The 23,834-nt window shown below is 55.0% G+C and carries 23 protein-coding genes; 13 read left to right on the top strand and 10 right to left on the bottom strand.

Going from position 1 to position 23,834, the window contains the following annotated elements:
* Window positions 1-31: 31 nt before the first annotated feature.
* Complete coding sequence (locus FHS27_RS23525; protein ID WP_184307605.1) at window positions 32-736, top strand: hypothetical protein; 705 nt, start codon at window positions 32-34, stop codon at window positions 734-736.
* A 160-nt stretch (window positions 737-896) separates the two neighbouring features.
* On the opposite strand, the gene FHS27_RS23520 is transcribed toward FHS27_RS23525, so the two are convergent.
* Together FHS27_RS23520 and FHS27_RS23515 are read right to left on the bottom strand one after the other, a co-directional pair.
* Window positions 897-2,021, bottom strand: a complete 1,125-nt coding sequence (locus tag FHS27_RS23520; RefSeq protein WP_184307603.1) for an App1 family protein — start codon at window positions 2,019-2,021, stop codon at window positions 897-899.
* A gap of 120 nt (window positions 2,022-2,141) precedes the next feature.
* Window positions 2,142-2,492 (bottom strand): hypothetical protein, encoded by a 351-nt coding sequence (locus FHS27_RS23515; RefSeq protein WP_246420709.1) that lies wholly within the window; start codon window positions 2,490-2,492, stop codon window positions 2,142-2,144.
* 261 nt (window positions 2,493-2,753) lie between these two features.
* Between FHS27_RS23515 and FHS27_RS23510 the strand changes: the two genes are divergently transcribed.
* Window positions 2,754-3,233, top strand: coding sequence for a pyridoxamine 5'-phosphate oxidase family protein (locus FHS27_RS23510; protein ID WP_184307599.1), 480 nt, complete (start codon window positions 2,754-2,756; stop codon window positions 3,231-3,233).
* 8 nt (window positions 3,234-3,241) lie between these two features.
* A complete protein-coding gene (locus FHS27_RS23505; RefSeq protein ID WP_184307597.1) occupies window positions 3,242-3,757 on the top strand; it encodes a response regulator in 516 nt (171 codons plus the stop codon).
* Here FHS27_RS23505 and FHS27_RS23500 read toward each other — a convergent pair.
* The 4 genes from FHS27_RS23500 to FHS27_RS23485 form a co-directional block, all read right to left on the bottom strand.
* Complete coding sequence (locus FHS27_RS23500; protein WP_315854670.1) at window positions 3,754-4,851, bottom strand: AI-2E family transporter; 1,098 nt, start codon at window positions 4,849-4,851, stop codon at window positions 3,754-3,756. The genes FHS27_RS23505 and FHS27_RS23500 overlap by 4 nt on opposite strands.
* Window positions 4,848-5,204 carry an Hpt domain-containing protein gene (locus FHS27_RS23495; protein WP_184307593.1) on the bottom strand — a complete coding sequence of 119 codons (357 nt, stop codon included), beginning with the start codon at window positions 5,202-5,204 and terminating at the stop codon, window positions 4,848-4,850. The genes FHS27_RS23500 and FHS27_RS23495 overlap by 4 nt, the downstream gene beginning before the upstream one ends.
* A 101-nt stretch (window positions 5,205-5,305) precedes the next feature.
* A complete protein-coding gene (locus FHS27_RS23490; protein WP_184307591.1) occupies window positions 5,306-6,766 on the bottom strand; it encodes a sigma-54-dependent transcriptional regulator in 1,461 nt (486 codons plus the stop codon).
* Between the two features lie 100 nt (window positions 6,767-6,866).
* On the bottom strand, window positions 6,867-8,150 hold the full coding sequence (locus FHS27_RS23485) for a mechanosensitive ion channel family protein (RefSeq protein ID WP_246420707.1): 1,284 nt from the start codon (window positions 8,148-8,150) through the stop codon (window positions 6,867-6,869).
* A gap of 272 nt (window positions 8,151-8,422) precedes the next feature.
* On the opposite strand from FHS27_RS23485, the gene FHS27_RS23480 reads away from it, so the two are divergent.
* Window positions 8,423-10,702, top strand: a complete 2,280-nt coding sequence (locus tag FHS27_RS23480) for a CHASE3 domain-containing protein (RefSeq protein ID WP_184307588.1) — start codon at window positions 8,423-8,425, stop codon at window positions 10,700-10,702.
* Between the two features lie 291 nt (window positions 10,703-10,993).
* On the opposite strand, the gene FHS27_RS23475 is transcribed toward FHS27_RS23480, so the two are convergent.
* Complete coding sequence (locus FHS27_RS23475) at window positions 10,994-11,893, bottom strand: PDZ domain-containing protein (protein WP_221225336.1); 900 nt, start codon at window positions 11,891-11,893, stop codon at window positions 10,994-10,996.
* 602 nt (window positions 11,894-12,495) lie between these two features.
* On the opposite strand from FHS27_RS23475, the gene FHS27_RS23470 reads away from it, so the two are divergent.
* The gene (locus FHS27_RS23470; RefSeq protein ID WP_184307584.1) at window positions 12,496-12,828 is read left to right on the top strand and encodes a hypothetical protein; all 333 of its coding nucleotides are present in this window, start codon (window positions 12,496-12,498) and stop codon (window positions 12,826-12,828) included.
* A 78-nt stretch (window positions 12,829-12,906) separates the two neighbouring features.
* Here the strand turns inward: FHS27_RS23470 and FHS27_RS23465 are convergent, their stop codons facing one another.
* The 3 genes from FHS27_RS23465 to FHS27_RS31435 all read right to left on the bottom strand — a co-directional run bounded on the left by FHS27_RS23465 (window position 12,907) and on the right by FHS27_RS31435 (window position 16,187).
* Window positions 12,907-14,151 carry a DUF2254 domain-containing protein gene (locus FHS27_RS23465; protein WP_246420705.1) on the bottom strand — a complete coding sequence of 415 codons (1,245 nt, stop codon included), beginning with the start codon at window positions 14,149-14,151 and terminating at the stop codon, window positions 12,907-12,909.
* Window positions 14,152-14,233: 82 nt separating this feature from the next.
* Complete coding sequence (locus FHS27_RS23460) at window positions 14,234-16,069, bottom strand: alpha-amylase family glycosyl hydrolase (protein WP_246420703.1); 1,836 nt, start codon at window positions 16,067-16,069, stop codon at window positions 14,234-14,236.
* Window positions 16,062-16,187, bottom strand: a complete 126-nt coding sequence (locus tag FHS27_RS31435) for a hypothetical protein (RefSeq protein WP_261363953.1) — start codon at window positions 16,185-16,187, stop codon at window positions 16,062-16,064. Before FHS27_RS31435 ends, FHS27_RS23460 begins: the two co-directional genes overlap by 8 nt.
* A 1,506-nt stretch (window positions 16,188-17,693) precedes the next feature.
* Here FHS27_RS31435 and FHS27_RS23455 point away from each other — a divergent pair.
* From FHS27_RS23455 to FHS27_RS23420, 8 genes are all read left to right on the top strand, one after another.
* Window positions 17,694-17,912: a hypothetical protein gene (locus tag FHS27_RS23455; RefSeq protein WP_184307580.1), complete on the top strand. Its 219-nt coding sequence runs from the start codon at window positions 17,694-17,696 to the stop codon at window positions 17,910-17,912.
* A gap of 14 nt (window positions 17,913-17,926) precedes the next feature.
* Entirely contained in the window at window positions 17,927-19,903 is a 1,977-nt protein-coding gene (locus FHS27_RS23450; protein WP_184307578.1) for an AAA family ATPase, read from the top strand.
* A 329-nt stretch (window positions 19,904-20,232) separates the two neighbouring features.
* Window positions 20,233-20,655, top strand: coding sequence for a hypothetical protein (locus tag FHS27_RS23445; protein ID WP_184307576.1), 423 nt, complete (start codon window positions 20,233-20,235; stop codon window positions 20,653-20,655).
* 99 nt (window positions 20,656-20,754) lie between these two features.
* Complete coding sequence (locus tag FHS27_RS23440) at window positions 20,755-20,994, top strand: hypothetical protein (RefSeq protein WP_184307574.1); 240 nt, start codon at window positions 20,755-20,757, stop codon at window positions 20,992-20,994.
* Window positions 20,991-21,485, top strand: coding sequence for a DUF2924 domain-containing protein (locus tag FHS27_RS23435; protein WP_184307572.1), 495 nt, complete (start codon window positions 20,991-20,993; stop codon window positions 21,483-21,485). The genes FHS27_RS23440 and FHS27_RS23435 overlap by 4 nt, the downstream gene beginning before the upstream one ends.
* The gene (locus FHS27_RS23430) at window positions 21,482-23,020 is read left to right on the top strand and encodes a recombinase family protein (RefSeq protein WP_184307570.1); all 1,539 of its coding nucleotides are present in this window, start codon (window positions 21,482-21,484) and stop codon (window positions 23,018-23,020) included. Before FHS27_RS23435 ends, FHS27_RS23430 begins: the two co-directional genes overlap by 4 nt.
* Entirely contained in the window at window positions 23,017-23,442 is a 426-nt protein-coding gene (locus tag FHS27_RS23425) for a hypothetical protein (RefSeq protein ID WP_184307568.1), read from the top strand. The genes FHS27_RS23430 and FHS27_RS23425 overlap by 4 nt, the downstream gene beginning before the upstream one ends.
* Before the next feature lie 73 nt (window positions 23,443-23,515).
* The gene (locus tag FHS27_RS23420) at window positions 23,516-23,677 is read left to right on the top strand and encodes a hypothetical protein (RefSeq protein WP_184307566.1); all 162 of its coding nucleotides are present in this window, start codon (window positions 23,516-23,518) and stop codon (window positions 23,675-23,677) included.
* Window positions 23,678-23,834: the final 157 nt, after the last annotated feature.

Below are 23,834 nucleotides of genomic sequence, written 5' to 3'. Positions count from 1 at the left end.
CCACTTAATTCTTATTCCAAGAAATTTGACAATGCCAAACCATACAAATGGATCATCCCAAGCCGCCGATTCACTCATGCACGAGTGGATCCTTGCCGGGCTGGTGTCGGCGTCCGCCCGATTCATCCCCGTACCCTTCGTTGACGATCTGGTCCGAGATCGGTGCAGGCGATTCGTGGTATCACGGACGCTTGCCAATCATGACACGAAACAGACCATGAAGTCGCTGGAGCCACTCTACGCTGTCAATAGCGGCTGGTTGACGGGCTGCGTTGGTGTTGTTGTAAAGGCTCCGCTAAAACTGCTGCTATTCCCCGTTCGCAAACTGACATCCATCATCACATCCGTGCGGGGTGTTCCGTTGGAAGTGATGCGTATGGTTCTGTTAGGTCGAACGTTGGATCGTTGTCTTCGCAGCGGCACATTTGAAACAGCGACCACGTCTCCAGCGGTCGTGAACGCTGCATTTGCATCCGCGTTTGCGGGGATGGATCTGCGGGTCGTCCGGGCAGCGATCAGCGACGCTCTTGCTGGAGTGAAAGGCTGGAAGACGAGTGCGACGGCTTCGGCGAGAATTGTCGCACGCCCCGGTAACGCCTCCGGGAAAGAACTCGATGTGCCATTGCAACTCAACTCGAGCGTAGGTCGAGTTCAGGAAGCTCTCGAGCGTCCCAGCGTCTTAAACTTGTTCTCTGAATTCGATCATCGTTTAGAACGTCAACTTGAACTTGGCTAGCCGTGCATTCTGGGCGACAGCGGCTGGTCCTCGTTGTCATCGGCGATGTTCTTTTTTGTCATTCTTTGAACCTTGGAGTTCGATCCAGCACCGCGAACTCAGCCGTCGGCGCGCTGGTTGGCCGGAGCAGTTTGGTAAGAACGATTTTAGTAGTGGTGGTCTATTCTGGTAGCAACCTCAATGCCTTCAGTCTCTCCGAGGCTTCATCGCTTGACTCGATTCGATACATCGGCACACCGGCCGCCGCGGCATGCCGTATAAACGGCTCGACGTTGTTGTCGAATAGGGTGGCGATTCCCGGGTCAACATCGCGAATGAAGATAGCTCGAATTCGTTCACCGAACTCCGCTGCTGCGAGTGCATACAGCCTCGCGTCTTCCTGCCCCGAGTCACCGAAGAGGACCACGGGCAAACTTGGATAGTCACGCATCAATGCGCGGACCTTTTCAAGCTTGTGATCGTGACCGCTGGCGAGAAATTTGTCTTTGTCGATCCCGAGGTCGCGAAGCAGTATCGGCCCGTCAGGCAATCCATTGATCTCCAAAAAATCCTCGAGCAGATCAAACAGATTCCAAGGTGAACTGGAAACGTAAAAAATGGGATTTCGTAGTTTTTGTGAACGTTCTCCGCCCTGCTGCAAACGTTGATAAAGATCTGCCACGCCCGGAAGAGGAAGTCTCGCTTTTGCATTCGCGAAGAACGTTAACTTCGCCATCGTCAACAATTCCGTCGCACCGGTGTGCATGATCGTGTCGTCGACATCGCTAATGACCATGAATTCGGCAGTGCTGAGTGGTGTGAGAACGCGGGCGATCGTCGTCGAGGAATCTGGATCGACATCCGCATGTTCAACGATGCGGATCAAGGCTTTGGACCAGAATGGTCGGGGATCGTTCTTGCCAGCATCCGGAACAACTGCGTGAAAATACCCTTCTTCGTCGCTCTCGCAGCGGATGACTTGCCCATTGAAAATCACTTCAAGTTCGACGTTGGGCACCTCGTCGCTCGCAAATCGCTGATAACTGTCAACGAGGTTATCCCACCAGTCGTTGCTGGTAAAATCCGGTGAGCCCACGGGGTTGTTCAGCACTCGACCGCTTACGTGCGTTCCGATGTCAGAACGATACCCCGTATAAGCTTGGATCTGCGGAATCCCACTGCGTCCCCACCGTCTACGCAACCGCCGTGATGCGATATCCGCCACGTCGTCGGCGTGCGAAGCCCACTGCATTAAAAGGTTGGACAACTGAGCACGCCACGTCTCCTCGGCCTGCGGACTCATCATTGGACCAACTCAAAACAGTGGAGGTCGATCAACCCGAAACCCGCTGTGAGTCTTCCAACAGGAAGTCAGCCTTGCGGGATCGGGTTAGACCAAAATGCAATACGTATTCCTGCCGGCGATCTATTCGTCACGAGCTTCCAAGGCATCAGCTTTTTGCTCGCCGTACTCTTCCAGGTTGTCCGCCTTGGCTTCGCCACGGTCTTCCATCTTGTCCGCAGCAGCTTCGCCCTGCTCTTCGATCGCGTCTGCTTTCGCTTCAGCGTTGTTAGACGCATTGTCGTAGCGTTCGCGAATCATCTCGGCCTTTTCCTGAGAGCCTTCACGGATGTCCTCGGCAGCGTTCTGCGTCATGTCTCGGACACCGTCCGCCTGCTCTTGCGAGACGTCGCGAACGCGGTCAGCCTGTTCATCCAGAACGCTTTCGTCGCAGCCGGCGACCGCAAAGCAAGTCATCAGGGCCAGGGCCATCATTGAAAATTTCATCATCATTTTCCATCAGCTTGGAGGGGAGGGTTTTATCTTCGCCGCGCGACGAAGCGGAGCATATGTGATGCATTTCGTGTGCCAAACCCTCCACGACCAACGGGAAAGGACGCGGCGCAACAAGATGTGACCGATTCGATGTGGATTCGGCATCGCCTCGGAGCCTTCCGAAGATGGGGCAATCAGTAACGGCACGTGGATTGCGTGAAAGTCTTCATCTCACACACATTTCACTTCAAGGAAATCGAGATGAACACCAACGAAAAATTAATGTCGCTGCTGGAGGACTTCGATACCGTCATGCTTGTGACGCACGGGGCCGAGGGATTCGACGCTCGGCCCATGGCGGTGGCGCGGCTGGACGATGACGGATCAATGTGGTTTGCGACCAACCGCGACTCGGGGAAGATCGCAGCGATGATCAAAGATCCCCAAGTTGCAGTGACGATGCAGGGCGGTCATAAGTTCGTGACCTTGTCGGGGACCGCGAGCGTTCATGACGATCGTAGCTTGGTAAGCTCGATGTGGAAGGAAGCTTGGCGAGTTTGGTTTCCCAAAGGCAAGGACGATCCATCATTGATACTTCTGAAAGTCGATCCGAACGTAGGCGAGTACTGGGACAATTCAGGGTTGGAAGGCATCAAGTATTTGTGGCGAGCCGGTAAGGCGTACTTGGCGGGTGAACAGGCGACCGTTGATAAAGACATCAATGCTACGGTGAAACTCTAGACTTCGCCATGAACATTCAAGCTGAACAACGGCCTAAACGACGAGTCGTCGTTGCAGACGACTTGCGGTCGATTCGTGAACAGGTCGTCAAGTGGTTGACCGAAATGAATTTTGAATGCATTGTTGCAGTCAACGGTGCTGCTGCCATGCAATCGGTGCGGACGCAGAAGCCCGACTTGCTAATCACCGATATCGACATGCCTGAACTGAGTGGCCTGCACTTGATTTATCGCATGCGCACCGACCCGGGTTCTGCGATCTGCCGAATTCCGGCTGTCGTGATGAGCAGTATGGATGACGATCATGTGCAGCACCTTGCACTGCGTGCTGGAGCGAGTGCATTCGTCGCGAAGCCGCTTGATAAAGATTCGTTCCAAGCTTCCGTGCTCAAATCGCTCGATGATCCGGTCGTCGTCGACGTCGATTCGCCGCAATCCTGGATTGATGTTGAGTCCAACGCACTCAAGCCGAAGTCAAAGACGTCGCCGCGTTCGCAGCGAATCATCCGAACAGACATCGGTTAACCCGATGCACTAGGCGAAGCTGGTGCGGCAACCTCGTCCGCCTTTTCAAGCCAATCTTTCACGTAAAGTTCCTTCACCCAGAGTATGGCAACCGCGAACAGTGGCGTAGCAAAGACGACGCCCCAAAATCCTAGCAGCAATCCGATGATCACTTGCGAAAGAATCACCATCGCAGGAGGCAAGTTGACTTGCTGCTTTTGAACCATCGGTGTTAACAGATAGCTCTCTGCGAATTGAACAACCGCATACAACGCCAGCACGCTCCAGACATTCGACGCCCCCTCGCCAGATGCGAGTAACATCGCGGGCACCACCGCCGCAATCCCGCCGATCGTTGGCACGAAGGTCACTAAACCAGCGAACAGGCCCAATTGAATAGCCATTGGAACGTCCAAGAACCACAACCCGACTCCGAACGCGATGCCCACCGCCGTCATCGAAACGGCTTGACCGAGCATCCAGTGCCAAAGCGTGGTAGAAGATCGCCGAAGCATTTCGTCGAGTCGTTCTCGCCAAGGCACCGGAGCTAATCGAATCAGCGGTTTGCGGTAAGCGGATGGCGATATCGCAAAATAGACCGTTAGCACCGACAGGATCAACACGTCGGTGGCAATCCCAAACGTGGACGAGAAAAAAGTCTGGGCGATGCCCATCGACGAACCAGAACTCGGTAACAGCGAACTCAGTCCCACATCGCTTTTCTGGACACGTTTCCAAAGCGGATGCGACTGGGCCGCTTCGCGAACTCGCGAAACTGAATCCGTCAACTGTGTGGTCAGGGAATCCAATTGATCCACGATCGAACCTGCCAATCCAAAGACCGCAGCGATCAACAGCACGACCAGAAGGATCAACACGATGCCGACCATTATCGAACGGCTCCAGCGAATCGGCACCCATGCCAACAATTTCGATGCGATACGATTGAGAACCACCGCGAATAGGATGGCTCCAAAAATCAGAATGAAAACGTGTCGAGCTACAATGACCAACGCAAGTGCGGCAACGACGCCCACAATGCTCCATGCGATGGTCAACGTGGAAGCGACCAGCGAACCATCATTGCTTCGTTCATCATGGGGCGCGCCGCTCACGTTGACACCGGATCGACCACTCCGCGAACTTCCGCGAGCAACTCGTTCGCCTCGCGTTCGCACTTCGACCAGGATTGAACGCATTCAGCGAGGTCGTCCGCCTTGGCAGCCGTAATGATCTGTTGAATCGTCAGTACGCAACCGCCGACATCGAAGGTGCTTAGCAGTCCTTTCAGTTTGTGCGCAGTCGATGCGGCTTGCGAAAGCTGACCAGCCTGGATCTGTTGCTGCAATTCTGCCATCACCACCGGCGCATCGTCCAGCACCATCGCTCCCATCGCGATCAGCAAATCTTCGTCGCCTGCGAGTCGCTGCAGTGCCTCCGCGAAACGAGTTCTTTGCTCTTCAGTCACCTTATTCTCCATTGGTAATTCAGTTTTAAAATTTCGGAATGCGTTTTACCCGACACCGAAGACAGATGACTGGTTTCCCTAGCCTCGATAGCGGCAACGGGTTAAACATCGCCTTGCAACGAGACGCCGCTCTCAAGCACGATCCCATAGCTATTGATCCTGTCGCGAAGCTTACCGCGGGTGATCCCCAAGGCCTCTGCGGCTTGGCTCTGATTGCCTTCGGTCGCTTTCAACACTTCAACGAGCACATAGCGTTCCATGTACTCCATCGACTCCGCGTAGATGTTGCTGGACTTTTCTGCGAGCAAGCGTTTCACCAATGCAGGTAAACCCGCTCCCGTTTCCGGCGACTTCACAGGCTTTGCGGAACTATCGACGTGCTTCGGGTCGAGTCGCCGGATCTCCTTCGGTAAAACGTCGGAGAAGATCACCGGCATCGACGCATCCAGCACGCAGCGGCGGATGACGGCGCGTAATTGCCGTACGTTGCCCGGCCAATCGTATGCCGTCAACAAATCCAGAGTGTCCGGCGCAAGTCCCTCGAGTGTTGGCTTCTTCAGTTCCACCTTTGCCTGTCGAAGAAAATGCTGGATCAGCAATTTTACATCGTCCTTGCGATCGCGCAGCGGTGGCAATTCGATCGTGACGCCGTTGAGACGATACAACAAATCTTCGCGGTAGTCGCCGTCTTCCACCATCTGTTCGAGCGGGCGGTTTGTCGCCGCGATGATTCGCACGTCAGTCGTCAACTCATTGTTACCACCGACTCGCTCGAAGCGTTGATCCTGCAACACACGCAGCACCTTCGCTTGAACCGTGGGAGCCATGTCGCCGATTTCGTCCAGAAACAATGTGCCTCCATTGCACTGTTCAAACTTGCCGATACGTCGTGACTCCGCACCCGTGAACGCGCCCTTCTCATGACCAAACAATTCGCTTTCTAGCAAGTTATCGGGCAGCGCCGCACAGTTGACCGCCAAGAATGGACCGTCGTACCGATGGCTGTACTGGAACAATGCACGTGCCACCAATTCCTTGCCAGTGCCGCTCTCACCGCGGATTAGAATCGGCACGTCTTGCTTGCTGACCCGGCCGATGTCCTTGAACACGTCCAGCATCGCTTTGCTGCGACCGATGAACAGTTCGCTCGAGTCGCCTGCTTTTACGGTGTCGGCAGACAGCGCCACCGGCACCGAAGTCAGTTTGCGTTGCTCGATGGCTTTGTCGACCAAATCGCGAAGTGAGTCGACCGCCAGCGGCTTGGCGAGGTAGTCAAACGCTCCCAATTGCATCGCTTCGATGGCAGTGTTGCTTGCGGCCTCAATCGTCATAAAGATGACGGGCAACTTGCTGTCGATCTCACGGATCTCGCAATAGGCCGCCAAGCCGCTTCGGTCTGGCAATTGGATATCCAACAAGACGGCATCAAACGCACCGTTTCTCAAAGCGTCCAATCCGGCCTGGGCTGTTTCCGCCGTGACCACATCGGCGATCGGCGAAAGCGCCTTCTGGGCAAGCAGTAGAATCGTTCGATCATCGTCAACGACTAGAACGGCGGGCATTCGGGTTTCCTCTGGCGGTATGGATCCGCGAACGGATGTCTCGGGTTGATGGGCAGCGTTTCGCGGAGATCGAAAGTTACTGGTTCCTAGAATCATATTACTACTCGTTGCTTGATTCAGTGGAGTGTACTGCGGCAGCCGGACAATTGTTCACTGCCGCAGCCACGGTCTGGGCAACGGCTACGTTCTTGAACGTGAGCGTGCGATACGGAAAAGGAATCTCGATTCCGGCGTTGTCGAGCGCCCCCTTGATCGCTGTCACCACCTCGTCACGGCTTCGGCGAACATCCACTGGCTTGGATCCCGTCCACCAAACGACCTCGAAGTTGATGCTCGACTCCGCAAACTCGTTGGCGAAGACTTGGACCGTACGTTTTGCTTGGACCGTCTCGCACGATTGGACAGCCTCACTAATCACGTCGCGTGCCGTCGCCAAATCTTCGTCATACGCGACACCGCAAACGATCCTCACACGCCGTTGAGGTTGGTCCGTGAGCACGTCGACAGTGTTTTTAAAGATGGTTGCGTTGGGCACGACGGCCAGCTCACCATCAAGCCTACGGATCATCGTGTTGCGAATCGTGACCTCTTCCACCTTTCCAGTTAGATCGCCTGTACTGATGAAGTCTCCGCGATCAAATGGGTAACGCCACAGGATCAAAATGCCCGCAAAGAAGTTTTCAAAGATGTCCTTAAACGCAAAACCAACCGCTACCGAGCCAAGTCCCAGCACCGCGAGCGCCTTCGACGGCGTCATGCCTGGAAACGCAACGATGGTTGCGATCAGCAGACCAACAATCCAAGTTCCTATTGCGGCCAACTGATAAAACAAATCCTTTAACGAAGTTCGCATCCGTCGTTGATTGAGCAACTTGACCAGCAGCCAACCGAACGCTTTCGCGAACAGCGCAGTCAGCACTACCACAATGAGCGCGGCGAATAGCAAAGGAGATCTTGTTAAGAAGTCTCGCCACATGTCATCGAGACTTGCCTCAACCGCTGTGGCGCTACCGGTGAGGTCGACTCCGATTGTGGAGTCATCCACCGACAATTGGTTGACCACTGCGATAACGTCCTGAGTACGATCGGCAAGTTTTTCTGCCCATTCCCTACGCTCCTCAGTGTCGGCGACACCACTGAGCGTCACGATGCCGCTCTCGCACTGAACGTTCGTTTCCGAGAACCACCCGGTCGCTTTGAAAACAGCCGTCAATCGCTTTACAATCGCGGCGTCCTCGATCACTCCGTCAACTGATATCGTTTCGTTCGCAGTCGCGAGATCGTCCGGCGGTACCGCTTCCTGCCCGTGTGTCGGCGTAGCCGCAAGCTGCGCCGCAATTGCGACAGCGATGACGAGCGAGTGACAAAATTTAATCAGCGACATGAACAGTTTCAAAGTTGCGGGTGAACGGTCCCCACTGCCGCAGCAGGTTGCGTACCAAGCCATGACGAAGGCCGTTTTGCTCCATCAAACAGTCCGATTGCGGATGATTCCCGTCCAGCATGATCGGCAATCGACCACCCGGCGAGTCAGGGCATCGGGAAGAAAACCCAGCACCGTGGTCATTTCGATACCAATCGCGCTAACCTATACTCCTCAACTCAGACAGCATCTATCCGAAACCAAAATTTTTCAAACAGCCGAGCGCGCCTTACTTGCACAAAACAAAATCAAAGTCGGTCCTTCGTCGGCTGTCTGAACCGCTCGGGACCGGTGCCGTCATCGTGCTTTTGCTCCTCAGCGGCACGGTCACGCTTCGCAATATCCACGGGCTTTGGTCCGACTCATCGGTCATGGCGGACTCGCAGAAGACACTCGACTTAATCAACTCGCTCGAATTAGCGCTGACGAAGGCAGAGACTGGGCAACGCGGATACATCATCACGGGCGATGAAACGTATCTTGAGCCTTTCGTATCAGCCAACGCAGAACTCGACGATTTGACTCGCGAGCTCTTCGAGCGAGTCAAAGACGACTCTGGACACGCTTCGACGTTTGAAAAGTTAACGTCGATCGTTTCCCAGAAACGAACTGAGCTTAACACCACGATTGATGTCCGAAGCGAAGCCGGTTTAGCCGCCGCGCGTGATATCGTGATTGGGAATTTCGGTAACAACGCCATGAATCAGATTCGCGAGTCTCTCGCCAAAATGCGAGGCGTAGAAGAGTCGCGAATGGTGGACCACAGAGGCGAGTCGCTCAGGACCTACCGCGTCGCTTGGTACACCGGTTTGTTAACGACGGTCGCTGGCCTCACGCTTGTCGGAGGCGTCATGCTCGCAGTCCATAGGCGTCGAGAAACCGCGGAGCGCGACGCCGCTATCATTCAGAGCGAACGGGAGCGATTGCAAAAAGCCCTCGATGAACGGACCATACTTGAACATCGGAACCGTGAACTCGATCAACACATCCGACTGTTCGTCGATCAAATCCAAGACTACGCCATCTTCACGATGGATACAGATTGCCGCGCTACCAGTTGGAATTCAGGTGTCTTGAAGGTGCTGGGGTTTACCGAAGAAGAATTTTTAGGACGCGATGTCCGGCCATTGATATTCACCCCCGAGGCCAACCAGGACGGTACGACGGAACGCGAATTTGCGACCGCCGCGGCTACCGGTTCGGCCAGTGATGACCGTTGGATGATGCGAAAGGACCGCGCCCGATTTTGGGCAGCCGGCATGACGTCGTCCATTCGCGACGAAGCGGACGCCCTGATTGGTTACAGCAAAGTCATGCGTGACATGACACATCAGAAACTAAGCAGTGACGAGATGGCTCGTTTAGCTGCCGAGCTTTCGGAAGAATCGAGACGGAAGAATGAGTTTCTCGCCACACTGGCGCACGAACTTCGCAATCCGCTGTCGCCGATCAAGAACGCGGTGCAGTTGATGGGCATGATGCAGCTCGACGCCGAAGTGGAAGACCTGCGATTCACGATGGAGCGACAAGCTGATCAACTTGTGCGTTTGATCGACGATCTGATGGACATCTCGCGAATCGGTCGTGGAAAAATCGAACTGAAAAAACAAGTTGTCGAAATCGCGACGATTATCAATTCTGCGGTCGAGTCCTCGCAATCTTTAATCGACGCAAACCGTCAAACACTGGATGTTGACGTTCCAGATGCTGGCCTGTGTGTCAACGTTGACCCGGCGAGGATAACGCAGGTCGTTTGCAATTTACTCAACAACGCATCGAAGTACAGCAACGAAAATTGCAGCATCGTCTTGTCCGTTGTTCAGGAGGAAGAAGATGTTGTCATTCGCGTGAAGGACAATGGAAACGGGATCGCACCGATGCGTCTCGAGGATATATTCGAGATGTTCTCGCAAGTCGGGGACTCAGTTGAACGAGGGACGGCAGGTCTCGGCATCGGGCTGACGCTTGTTCGTACTCTTGTCGAACTTCACGGGGGAACCGTTGCTGCGTACAGCGAAGGCGTTGGCAAAGGGAGCGAATTTACGGTCGCCCTTCCGGCCGCTTCACCCGACGAGGCGCCGGAAGTTGCAACGCTGGTGCAGCGATCACCTGAACCATCGAGATCTTATCGGGTCTTAGTCGTCGAGGACATGCGTGCGTTGGCGATCATCATGTCCCGATTGCTAACGAAACTGGGCCATCATGTCGAAGTCGTGGAAAGCGGCGTGGCAGCCATCGAAAAACTGCAAGACTACGATGCCGAAGTCATCTTTTCAGACATCTCTATGCCTGGCATGACCGGCTACGATCTGGCTCGAAAACTTCGAGCAACTGACGCCACCAAGGGACTACATTTAGTTGCGATGACGGGCTACGGCCAGTTGTCAGATCGCGAGAAGGCGCTCAAGGCCGGATTCGACGAGCACATGGTCAAGCCAGTTGATATCGCCAAACTTCAGCAATTCTTCGCGTCCCTAACGATGCCCGACAACGTCTCATCTCAGATCCAGTAAATGCCCTCGCGATGAGGTGCTACTCCCACCTGATTAGGGGCATTGAGGCCGGGCTTGGGAGCGAAGACGCAGCATTTAGCTGGACAGCGATACTTTCATTAGCCGTTTTGGCGTTAGCCACGGTTTTGGCAGGTGATTTCGGAGAACCGTGGCTAACGCCAAAACGGCTAATGAATGCCACAGCCGATTCCTGACGCGAGGCGTCAAGAAGAACTCGATTCAACAAACCACTTCATTCAGCTCTCACTGAGCCCACTCAGCATCGCTAGACGAAACCTTGGTGTTAAGGAACTACTTTCCGTCTAAATGCTCAACTTTACTTTGAAGCGACTCAACTTCCTTTTGCAGTTTCTGGATCTGCTTTCGCATCTCATCCAACCGCGCGTTGACCGAATCGTTTGCCGAGCTCGACTTTGACTGTCGGTTTTGACCGTAAGTTTCCGAAGTTGTCGTTGTGATGATCTGTTCCTGCCCGTTACGAACGACAATCATTCTCACCGATTCATTCGGCCCGATCTGATCCATGGTCTGAACCAATCCGTTCGGGTCACGCACCTGTCGCCCATTGACACTTAAAATAACATCGCCCTGATTCAAGCCAGCTCGTCCGGCAAAACCATCCTGTCGAACCGACTGAATTCCAACTCCTCTGTCGTTCGGTTGGAATTGAGCACCGTAATATTGATTCTGTTGAGCTGTCACTTGCCCGTTTTGACTAGCGTAGACCGGTTGCCCGGAAGCGTCTCGATAGTACGCTCGACCCTGAGAATCCAACTGCATCGGCTGGCTGCCAGGAACGCCTTGCTGCAACTGCTGATTCTGCAACTGCTGGAATTGCTGAAGCTGATCCCGGTTTTGCGTTTGCATCGGCGTCTCGACCGCCGACTGTGCAGCTTCGCCGAGTCCGGTGCGAATCGCGTCACGCGGAGACTGACCTTGAAGAGCACCTTGCATGGCGCGATTGACACCGCGATCGACCGCAGACTGCGCTGGCGCGCTGCCTACTGGGGGGACCGCTTGTGCAGTGGGTGACCCAGTATTTGCGCCGCCTGTGATCGAATCCGCAATTGCTTTGCCAATGTCCTGGGCATGCGACGGAACCGCGGAAATCGAGAGACTGGCCGCAGCAATGCCTGTAGCGGCCATAAGCTTGAGTCTGCTTCGACGACGGTATGCTAATAAGTTAATCATTTTTTAATCCATCTAAATGGGGAGGAACTAGAAGCTTCACTAGCTTCGCAGCGAGACTCGCTATGCATTTGGCGTGCCGCGGACGACACGTAATTTGTTGACTCGATCTTCGCTTGCTCGAAAAAGTCCGACCCGTTGCCGAAGTGCAAGTAAATCAGAAATCTGACCTGTTTATCGGTGTGGGGATGGGGGAAGGGCCCAACAGTTTCCGATACACCGGTCGCCCGATGGCTGATTTTCCCCGCAATTGTTTCATTCCAGATCACGGCAGGCACATCGGGAGTGCGACGGTGATGTGAAACCGGTAAATCACAAGAGATCTCGAGGTACAAGTTGAGTGGTTGTTGATCAACCAAAAAGATCCGTAGCTATGAAGAATGCTCCGCGGCCCCCAATCGACCATCTATCGCGTGTAGATACCTGAACAAAATTTGAATGCGCGTCGAGATGGTTGTCGAGCAATCACGCTGATCGCTAAGCGATCGCCGCGAGCTATTGCCTGACGCTAGTAATGCGAAGTTCGAGTTGTGGCACACGCCGTGCATTTGCGTTGTCGATCGAACTGGATTACCGCCGCGAGGCAAGCAACCTGCTTAACTTAAATGAACAACTCAAGGGCTTCGGCCGAATTGGCGTCAAGTCTTCCGCAGCGTATCAACCGGATCACGCAAATGGTTTCAGAGAACGGACTGAGCGTCAAGGTTGACGCGATAGATCAAGACTCACTGCTCAAAGGCGTTCACAAAATCGCCAATCGAATCACCGCCGGTTTGATCGTCAGTGCGATGTTGGTCTCGGCTGCATTGTTGATGCGAGTTACCGTTGGACCAGCAGTGCTAGGTCATCCGCTACTTGCATCGTCACTCCTTGTCATCGCAATCCCCACCGCCATCTACCTCCTCTATCTCGCCCTAATCCGCGACGCGCGGGCCTAGGTGGCCGACCGTTATCTGGCCTGATCCCGAAAAAGAGGCAGTCTTTACCGCCTAACTTGCGATGTCGCTTAAACACCGTCAAGCAATCGCCTTCTGCATCCGATGAACGCGTGCCTCGATAATATTGACCAACTCAGCATTGTCCGAAATGTCAATCACACGCTGTAGCGTCTCAACGTAGTACTTTGCCGTGTTGACATCATCCTCGGCATACGGAAAAACCTGGTCTAGCATCGCCGTCGCGAATTGTTCCAGCTTGACTTCTGTCGTGATGATCCTGAGTGTTCCTTTGTCATCAACTCGATGATCGCTAGGCAATTGCCGGCGACTCAGCTCAACCAACCCGACGCTCAAGTGATCCATGCATTGCATTGCGGTGAACGGGTCATTCACGCCAGGCGAGAGTGCTCGAATAGCGACTTCCACAAACTGATTGAGCACGAAGAACACATCTTGCGTCGGGTTGCGGCTGGCTCCGAATGCAAACGCCGATCGAACTCGATCATCGTCCGTCTCGCTCCACTCGGCGTCGCCGTCCACTTCCGCGATGAGCTCTCCCACACGAACGAAATCACCTGGTCGTCGGCGGAGTCTCAAAACACGCTTTGAATCCGACGCGATCGCCATCAGACTGTGCTCGTCCACGCCCTGCAGATAACCGTGAGTGCTAGAAGCAATCTTATGTGTCGCTTGGAAATCGTACACGGGTGCTTCATCAGGTGAGGCGTCGCCCACGGTGGCCGGGTACAATTCGTCGAACTTGGACAGCATTTGCCCGTTCATCCTCTGCAACACATTAGAGATATGGATGCTCTCCGGGATGTGGTGAATGAAATAGATCAGCTCGGCGACACTTGCTAAGGTCAGTAGCAACGCCAGGAAGAGCGACAACTGGGGTACAAATGCGTCGATGCTTTCTGAGCTACCGCGAATCACTCGTAGCACGAGCAAACAGTAAATGAATGTTGCAACGAACGTTCCCAGCGTGATCTGATTGCCGCGATCTCGCATGAAATTGTCTAACAACCGCGGCCCGAAGTGCGATGTCGCGTGCGAAACCGCCAAGATTGTCAGCGAAAACGTCGTACCTGCCACCGTGATCATCGAACCGGCCACCGTCGCCAGCAATGCCCGAGCCCCGTCAGGTTGATTCAATGAAGCCCACCAAGACTCCGCCATCCAATCACTGCCATACGCTCGATCAATTTGAATCGCTCCTTGCGAAAGCAAAACCGCAGCGAGCACCATCACCGATGGCACAAACCAATAGCTGCCGCTGATGGAATAAGTCAGTTGTTGAAGGTAGGCGCGCATCAAGTTCATTCAACAACGTTCATCCCGACGCCATCGGCGAGGTCTCGGTTTTGAAGCCTCGCCTTCGGCGTCGCATGAAACAAAAGTGGGTCTAGTTCTGGGAGAAGATCAAAACCGAATAGGGAGCAATCGCGAAAGCAGCCGAGTGCGACTGTCCGTCGTAACCCTCTTCGATCGTTTCGATATCGGCAACGTGCTCGGAACCGAACTCGCGATTGTAGTCGGGAGAATCGCTGTTGAAACGTAACGTCCAACGACCACCACACGGTACGCCTACACGGTAGTTCGAGAACGTGTTTGCCGAGAAGTTCGCAACCACCAGCGTCTCGTCACCCTCGCCGCCGTCGAACCAACGCCGGAACGCAACGATCTTATCAGCGTGATTGACGTGATGGACCTCGACATGCTGTCCCGTCAGACCACGGGTGTAGCCGTCACGGTTGAGCCGCAATCGAATCAAGTCGGCGTACAGTCGCACGATTCCTTGGAACGACCTTGCGTTTTCCCAATCCAGTTCTTCGGTGTCTTGGAACCAACCGTCTTGCAGTAGCTCTTGCCCCTGAAACAACATCGGAATGCCGGGGGCCGTCATTGCAATCGCAACACCAAGCGTCGAACGCTTTTTCGCGAAGTAGTTGCCCGGGTCCGAATCGTCAATCTCGCTGGGTACGCGGGACTTCCCATTGGCAACTTCGTCATGTGATTCCGTGTAGATCACTCGTTGGAACGCATCACCGTTGTATCGGTGCAGAATCGCTTCGACGACCTTCTGCATGTCGCGGCCCGCGTCATCGGGCTGTGTGATTACATCACGAATAGGGTGAACGAACTTCGCGTCCCACTGCGTGGAGAATCCAGCACCGCCCTCTTGGTCGGGCTTTGTCAGATAGTGTTCGTTCTGAAGGTCTTCGGCGATCGTGATGGCCGATGGAAACGCTGCATGGATCTCTCGGTTGACCCACTGCGTTAAGCCCCAGCCTTCCGGGATTTCATTCGCCGGGTCATGGTCGATCGAGCGGATGTAGAGAGTCATGTCATAACGCAAACCGTCCACATGGTAGTCTTCCAGCCACATCATCGCGTTGTCACGAATAAACGCTCGCACTTCGCCGCGGCCGTAGTCCGGTCGCGTGTCTCCCCAAGGCGTTGAACTGCGGTGATCGTTGTAGAAATAGATGCCGCCCTTGTCGTTTTCCGACCAACCATCAAACTGCCACAGGTCCAAGTCGGACGGCCCAAAGTGGTTGTAGACGACATCCAAGATCACCGCGAACCCGTGACGGTGAGCCTCCTTCACAAATCGTTTGAACGCCAGTGGTCCACCGTAGGCACTCTCGATCGCAAAGACGTGAGCCGGGTTGTATCCCCAAGACAGGTCACCCGCGAACTCCGCAATCGGCATGATCTGCAACGCGTTCACGCCCAATCGCTTGAGGTGTTTAAATTTTTTCTGCAACGTTTCCAAATCACCCACATCCTGTCCGTCTCGAAAGAACGTCCCCACGTGCATTTCATAGATGACCAGCTCGTTCCAAGGTGGCATCACAAAGTGATCATCGGACCAATCAAAACACGGATCGTGAACAATTCCGTTGCCCACCGAATTAGTGACCTCGCGGACACGAGGATCAATCCGCCGAAACGTATTTTCTCCGTTCGTGATTTCGAACTTGTACTCGTCGCCCGGCTTGGCACCCTCGATTTCAACAAACCAATTTCCACCATCCTCGTGCTCCATCCTCGCCGCCGACCCGTCCCAATCATTGAATGACCCGACCACTGACACGGCATCAGCGTGGGGAGCCCAAACTCGGAACGCCACGCCGTTTTGCGTCACCATCGGTCCCATGCCCGATGGACGAGTCCTCTCGTCTGCGTTCTTATCCAACGACTCACTGACACCCTTTTCCACGACAGCCCTATTCATCTGATTTGTCCTCACGTTGAAAATCGGCTTGGTTAGATGGTGACGCCATCCACATCAGCAAACCGGTGTAAAGTGATCCAAGCACTTGGATCGGAAAAAACAAAATACGACCAATCATTTCAAGTCCTTCGCCGCGACTGCAGAAGATCTGACACGCCATCGGATCGCAAGCTCAGCTCCAATTGGCCTGCTTACGATCAGTTGGATCGATTTTCCACCAACTTGACGGGCGACGGGCCCTGTGAAACGGCCCTCTCGGCAGATGGAATCCCGTTCGCAAACGCTATGCCGCTTTCATGGGATGGCTGAACGCAAGAGCCCGGTCGGTCATTCACAAGAATGGAGGCTGGCCATCTTGACACCTGCTTCGCCGCCAGCATGTCGTGTGCTTGGGGCGATATCCGCCCGACACTTTACGTTCCTCTCCATGGAGTCGTGATCTCGCCCCGCCCTCCGATGACGTAGTTCTCACGAAATTTTCAGTTTGTTGCGCAACCCCAACGCCAAACGGCATAGGTAACAAGAGACGAGAGCGATTTTGCGTCCCAACGATTCATCGAAAATCCGGAAACGATTTCGTCATTCGAGCATTTGGTCCGGTAGGTCTAGATGAGGGAGCCCGATCAACATCGGCGAATACGCTGAGCGGTAAAACGACTGAAAAGTGAGACCTAAGCCGAACAGCATTCTACGAAAACTTTCTCCAAATTTCGCAGATTCACTATTCGGGGCTAATCGGTTGCATAAGTAACCCAGGAGGCCGTTTGTGCTTTCGCGTTCCGTACGAGCTTCGCGAAAAAAGTTGTCGCGATTGCAGTAAAAAATGGAAGGAGATGAAGATTTCGTCAGTTGTGCTGCACAACGATTCTGCTTCCGAGGTAGGGAGCTTTCTTTTCACCGAATCGCAATTTGAGCGAACACGTTTTCCAAAATGCGGCATAGATAACCGCGGAGGGACGAATATTCACCGCTCCAAACTAACTTGAGAAAATTCGGCAGCACCTTCGCCTTCTCGCCCTTTTTTCTGGAAGGTCTAGAGCTAGGGAGAGACCGTCTTTTCATGATTCGAGGTGCCAAACAATTTTGCAAAGTTCTGATTTTTCCAACGCCAGTTTTCTTAACACCGGAGAATTCCAAGTGCCGAGACGGAGCAGCACGATTCGTCCCGTGTTTGCCGCTGTTTTTCGATCGCTGGTGGGAGCACAAGCGAACGAGCAGTCGGCCAACCCGTGCCAAAACCTTGGCGGGCACGCTTTCTTGCTCAACCGCTCGAACTGTTTGTTTCGCACGTTTTCACCGTGTTTTGCCGTGCCAAACGTTCATCGCAATCCATCCAACTGCAATGAAAGTCCAAGCGAATATTTTTGTTTGACAAACCGATTTCAATTCCCATAATTCTGCTCGCTCGAACACCGAGCCGCTCAGCCAACCAATCAGCGACCCACTCAGCCAATTGGCTTCTCGCTCGTCTGCGATCCACCGCGCCGAGCTTCTTTTGAATCTGCCATTCGCGTCCGCACGAGCGATGACTCCGCAGATTTTGGTCTCTCTCTTACTTGGCTTCGCCGCCTGCCCGTTAACCGGCAACCGCTGCGAAGTATTTCCACACGCTGCAAGGAAAGCTATGCCTCAACCTCCGTTGTTGTTGACCGTCGGCGAGATCGCCCGACGGTTGAACACCAAGGTTCATCGCATCGAATACGTCATTCGTTCAAGACGCATCGAGGCAACCGGTTGGGCCGGCCATGCCCGCGTGTTCTCGCAGGCCAGCCTCGATCACATCGCTAGCGAACTGGACCGCATGGACGCGGATCGCAATCGCCAGTCTTCCACCCGCGTTTAAGGACAAACACGAACATGCAGGCTACTGATCCTGAAACCACCGAATCGGCCGGCATTGCTGAGTATCCGATACAGAACATTCCGCCCTCGCTGCGATCGGTTCCGCAGTGGGTGTGCTGGAGGTCCGTCGATCGCGATGGCCGGCCAACCAAGGAACCGATCGATCCCCACAGTGGTCGATTGGCCAAGACCAACGATTCATCGACTTGGTCGGATTTCGATACGGCGTGGCGGCACTTTCATTCTTCGCCAGGAACCAGTGGAATCGGTTTCGTATTTACCGCCGACGACCCGTTCGCCGGCGTGGACATCGACGATTGCTTGGACGAAGCCGGCAACTACATCTGGGGCGGCGACATCATTTCAAGCTTCGATACTTATGTCGAGGTTTCACCGTCGGGGACCGGCGTGAAAGTGTTCCTGAAGGGATTCAAACCATCGTTTGCTCAATGTCGCAAAGATGGGTTTGGTCCGCTGATGGTCGGGAAGGTCGAGGTCTACGACAAAGGCCGCTTCTTCACGGTCACCGGTCAAAGGTTGAGTGACTCGCCAACCGACGTGCAGGATTGCCAGGGAAGCCTTGAAGATCTTTGCGAGCAGCTTTGGCCGCAAAACCATGGCGACACGAGTTCACAGCCAAGCGATTCCAACAGTGCGTTTGATGATTGCTTGGCATCACTGTTGAAGTTGAAGATCAGCGACCACAGCGACGGCTCGCATCGCCTTTTCGTATCGTGTTGCCGGTGCGTCGAACATGATCTTTCAGACGATGACGCAATGCGGTGCATTCGACAATACGCAGGGGTGCGTCCTTTCCCTAAAGATTGGACCGACACGCAAATTGCGAAACGACTGCGTGATGCAGAGAAGATTTGCAAACGCGGGGAAGCGTCGAACGGCGACTACGAAAACGGCAATCGCTCGGAGGACCCGAAATTCACTCCACAAATCAGACCCGTCGGCGAACTGCTCAGCGACTTTCCGGTTTTGCGTGATCCAATTATTGACGGCTTGCTGCGAGTCGGCGAAACGATGAACGTGATCGCACCGCCGAAGCTGGGTAAGTCCTGGTTGGTGTTGGATTTGGCGATGGCGGTGGCCACGGGGCGAGATTGGTTGGATGCCTACCCGACGCACCAGGGAAACGTCTTGCTGCTCGACAACGAACTGCATGCGGAAACATCTTCTGATCGGATTCCCCGCGTGGCCTGGGCTCGCGACATCCCGGTCGAGTCCCTGAATCAGTCGATGTTCATCGACAATTTGCGTGGCCGGCTTCCCGACATCAATTCGCTGCGGTCTTACTTTGACACCTTCAAACCCGGCTTCTTCAAGTTGATCATTCTGGACGCGTTCTACCGCTTCATGCCGAAGGACACGGATGAGAACAGCAACGGTAACGTCACCGACCTTTACAACACTTTGGACCGTTACGCTTCCGAGTTGCAGTGCTCGTTCGTTCTGGTCCATCACGCGAGTAAGGGCAACCAATCCGCGAAGTCCGTGACCGACGTGGGTGCCGGCGCGGGCAGTCAATCGCGGGCGACCGATACCCACCTAGTCCTGCGGCATCATCAAGAACCCGGCTGCGTCGTCGTTGATGCCGCGGTCCGATCTTGGCCTCCGATTGAACCGCGGTGCCTGCGGTGGTCGTTCCCAGCCTGGCACACCGACGACTTGCTAGAACCGAAAGACTTGAAGTCTGAACACAGGGGCAAGACTCGATCAACCGGAAGCAAGTCCGAGAAGAAGAAGTTGGCCAAAGAGGAATGGACCGCCGAAATGTTCGCCGAGCGGTTTGTCTGTCAAGAACCGCAGCGCATGACGACGGTCCGCAGTCGTGCCGGCGATGCCATGGGGTCTCAGAGAAAGGCGAAGGAGCTTCAGCAAGAAGCCGTCGATCTCGGATTGATCCACCTGTGGAAGTCCGGTGCGAACCAGCCCGTTCGGTTGGCCACGGTCAAACAGCCTTCGGACGAAGACGATTTTTGAAGTGGTCGCTGTGTGTGCGCGCAACCAAATCACTGCGCGCACCGACAGGATTTCATTGCGGTTCTGTATGCCGCGCGCGCACTTGCTGGTGCACGCACACACACAGAAATCGGGTCTGTGTGTGCCGCGCGCGCACCCCCTACAACCCCCAGGGGCGGTGCGAGCACGCCCGCCCCCTTTGTGAGCGCGCTCGCAGTGCGCGCACACACACACAGAAGATCGAACGGGTCCTCCCGCCGGGATGCGTTCAGGTCAGGCCCCACGAACCAGCGGTCCTCATAGAGAGGGTTTGTTTTCTGGAACACGTTGTCCGACTTTTGGAGAAAAGCATGAAGAAAAATCATTTTGAACTGGCACGTTGCTTGGTCGCCGAGATCGAAGTCTTTGGCGAATTGGGCATGGCGAAGTTTCCCATTCGCACTAAATGGCTGATCGGCATGGAATACCACGGCGTGCCCTTCGAGCCGACCTATTGGGCCACTCGCAAAGACACAAGAAAGAAGATGCGGCTGGTGCGAACTACCAAAAAACTTGTCGAACTTCGGCATCTGCAACGGCTCACCTTGCATCGCAAGGATCGCACCAGCCATGTCGTGCCCACGGCCGACCTTCTTGCCGAGACCATCACGCAGCTCGATGTCGAAGCCTCTCGCACCCATATCTTTGCCGGCTTGTTCAAAACTCAATGGGGTCGCGACCTGATCGCGCCCATTCGCGAACAACTCAAACCCAACTCGCACGGCCAAGTCTGAACCGCAGCAAAGATCGAATGAACAAAACAACCAACCCTCCCATGGAAGCTTTTGGCCCAACGCCGATGAATCTCGGCAACCTCTTTCCCCCGAGTTTGGATGCTCACGAAAGTCAAATCATCAACGCCCTCACCCCAGTCTCGCCGTCTACAAATCGCCACTTGTCTGGCCGACGCGATCATCAACCTGCGAGCGTTATCGCGGGTGTCGCGGTCGATCCCCGAGAGTTCTTCCGAAAGTGCCGAACGCTCGGTTGACTCGTCTGCGAACCCATGGCTCAGTGTCACGACGCCGAACGTCTCGGCGGAAGAAACACGCGAGCCCAAGAGTCCCAAATGAAGCTCAACGTTGCCAAGGAGGTCGCTCGATTGCAGAAGATGACCTGCGGCGAGCTACGCGACCAATTCGCCAAAGTCACTGGCGAAACGACCAACGCCAAGAACCGCAAATGGTTGGTCCGCCGAATCGTGTGGCGGATGCAGGCCAACGTCGAAGGTGGTCTTTCGGCGGACGCGATCAACCGCCTCCGAGAACTGGCCGACGGAGCGGACTTGCGAGTCACTTCGCCGGCCACGCGGCGGCTATCGAGCGACGCCGACAAACGCACGCGAGTTCTCCCCACCGGCGTGCAATCATCGACGTCGCCGCTGCCTGGAACGCTGATCACACGCGTCTACAAGGGCCGCGAGATTCGCGTTCGCGTCACAGCCAACGGTTTTGAATTTGAAGGCGAACTGTTTCGTTCGCTTTCCGCCGTCGCCAAACACGTCACCGGGTCGCACTGGAGCGGCAACCGGTTTTTCAAACTCGATCAACAGGAATCCAAATGAAGAAAGACTCAAAAGCGACCGTGCGTTGTGCGATCTACACCCGCAAGAGCACCGAGGAAGGACTCGACCAAGAATACAGTTCGCTCGATGCTCAGCGTGACGCCGCCGAGGCGTATGTCGCTTCGCAAAAGCATGAAGGCTGGGAAGTCATCCCCAAGACCTACGACGACGGTGGTTTCACCGGCAGCAACATGGAACGTCCGGCATTGCAACGATTGCTGGCGGACATCGCGGCCGGCGAGGTCGATTGCGTGATCGTTTACAAGGTCGACCGCCTCAGCCGCTCGCTGCTCGACTTCACCAAGATTGTCGAGACGTTCGACCAGCACGGAGTGTCGTTCGTCAGCGTGACCCAGCAGTTCAATACATCGACGTCGATGGGCCGGCTGGTGCTCAACGTACTCCTCTCATTCGCCCAATTCGAGCGAGAGATGATCAGCGAACGGATCCGGGACAAGGTCGCCGCCTCACGCCGGCGAGGCAAATGGTCCGGTGGCATGCCGCTGCTGGGCTACATGGTCGAGAACACAAAACTGCTGGTCGATGAAGTCGAAGCCGATCGTGTTCGCCAAATCTTCAGTCTGTATGTCGAACATCGCTCACTGTTGCCGGTGATGAAAGAACTCAAAGCTCGCGGTTGGACGACCAAACAATGGGTGACGAAGAAGGGTGACCACCGAGGCGGCCGACCTTTCACGAAGAACGCGGTCTATAAACTGCTGACCAACGTCACCTACATCGGCAAGATTCGATACAAGGATGAAACACACGAGGGCGAGCATAGTGGAATCGTGCCCACCGATCTTTTCCAGCGAGTCCAAACGCAACTGAAGGCCAACGGAAACTCCGGCGGCACAGGCGTTCGCAACAAGCACAACGCGTTGTTGAAAGGCTTGATCTGGTGCAAGTCATGCGGCCGACCCATGACGCACTCGTACAGTTGCAAAGGCAACAAGCGGTACCGCTACTACGTTTGCGGCACAGCGATGCAAGAGGGATGGGCGAAATGCCCGGCTCCCTCAGTGCCCGCAGGCGAAATCGAACGTTTCGTTGTCGAGCAAATTCAAACCATCGGCACCGATGAAGACCTGCTCAATCAAACAATTGGGCAAATCGAATCGCGATCCGCATCACTCCACGACAACCTCGAAGCCGAACGCAAATCGCTGCAACGGCAACTCCGAAACGATCACGAGAAGTTGCGGGCGATTGCGGCTAACGCAACCAACAACGGACGAGTCGCTGGGCTACCCGAAATTCAAAAACGAATCGACACCGCCGAAACCCGGCTCAAAGCCATCGCCGCCGAACTGCAAACGCTCGAAACCCAGGCCATCGACACCGCCGACGTCCGGCGACTGCTCGCCGGCTTTGAAGAACTGTGGCAAACGATCCAGCCCCGCGAACAAGTTCGCCTCACTTCGTTACTCGTCGACCGAGTCGACTTCGATGGCGTCGCGGGCAATGTTGGCATCACGTTCCACGACACCGGCATGCAAAGCCTGACCGCCGGAAATATCGAGGTGATCGCATGAATTCCAAACTCACCGTTAACCGATCCTTCCATGTTCAAACACGACGCAACGGCAGCAAGTCGCTCGCCGACGGCAAAGCCCCGACTAAACTGCAAGGCCGCGTCCCACGCATCACGCGATTGCTCGCCCTAGCCCACCGGTGCCGCGAGCTTGTCCGCGACGGCGTCATCATCAACCAAAGCGAACTGGCCCATTACGGTCGGATCTCCACAACCCGCATGTCTCAAATCATGTGGCTCGACAACCTGGCCCCCGACATCCAAGCACAAATCCTCACCCTCCCGCGAACCGTCCAAGGCCGCGATGCGATCCTGGAACGCGAAGTCCGCCCCATTGCCAAAACGCACGACTGGGCCGAGCAAAGAAAGATGTGGGCGAACTTAACGTCGCAATGTTGCGTTGAAACCTCCCAATCGACTTGATTCACCGAACGTTTCATGGCTCCATGTATGTCGGCCCTCAAAGTCACGATTCAACCCGGAAAGCGAAACCAATATGACACAACGCAAAGCCCACGAGATCAAAGCCGGCGATCGAATCAACGGCGTTGAGGTATTCGACAGCCTCCGGCGGACCATCGGCGGTTACTACATCCCGATGGTCGACGGATCACAAATGCAAGTCGCAACGCCCGACACCTTGGTTCAAACGGAATGAGATTCAAGACGGCCGTGCCAACCAACCGCCCACTCCTCGCCGTGTTCCCCCGCGGCGTTTTTCGTTTCAACGACCACGGCCCACGACGTTGCCCCACCACCGCGACGTTTCTTTGTCTGGCATCAGTTTGCCGATCCTTCGCGACAACGCGACACGC

Origin of the sequence: Aporhodopirellula rubra (assembly GCF_014192335.1) — a bacterium.
GTDB lineage: Bacteria > Planctomycetota > Planctomycetia > Pirellulales > Pirellulaceae > Rhodopirellula > Rhodopirellula rubra.
The sequence above is the reverse complement of the archived record's forward strand: the minus strand, read 5'-3'. Positions and strand labels throughout refer to the sequence as shown.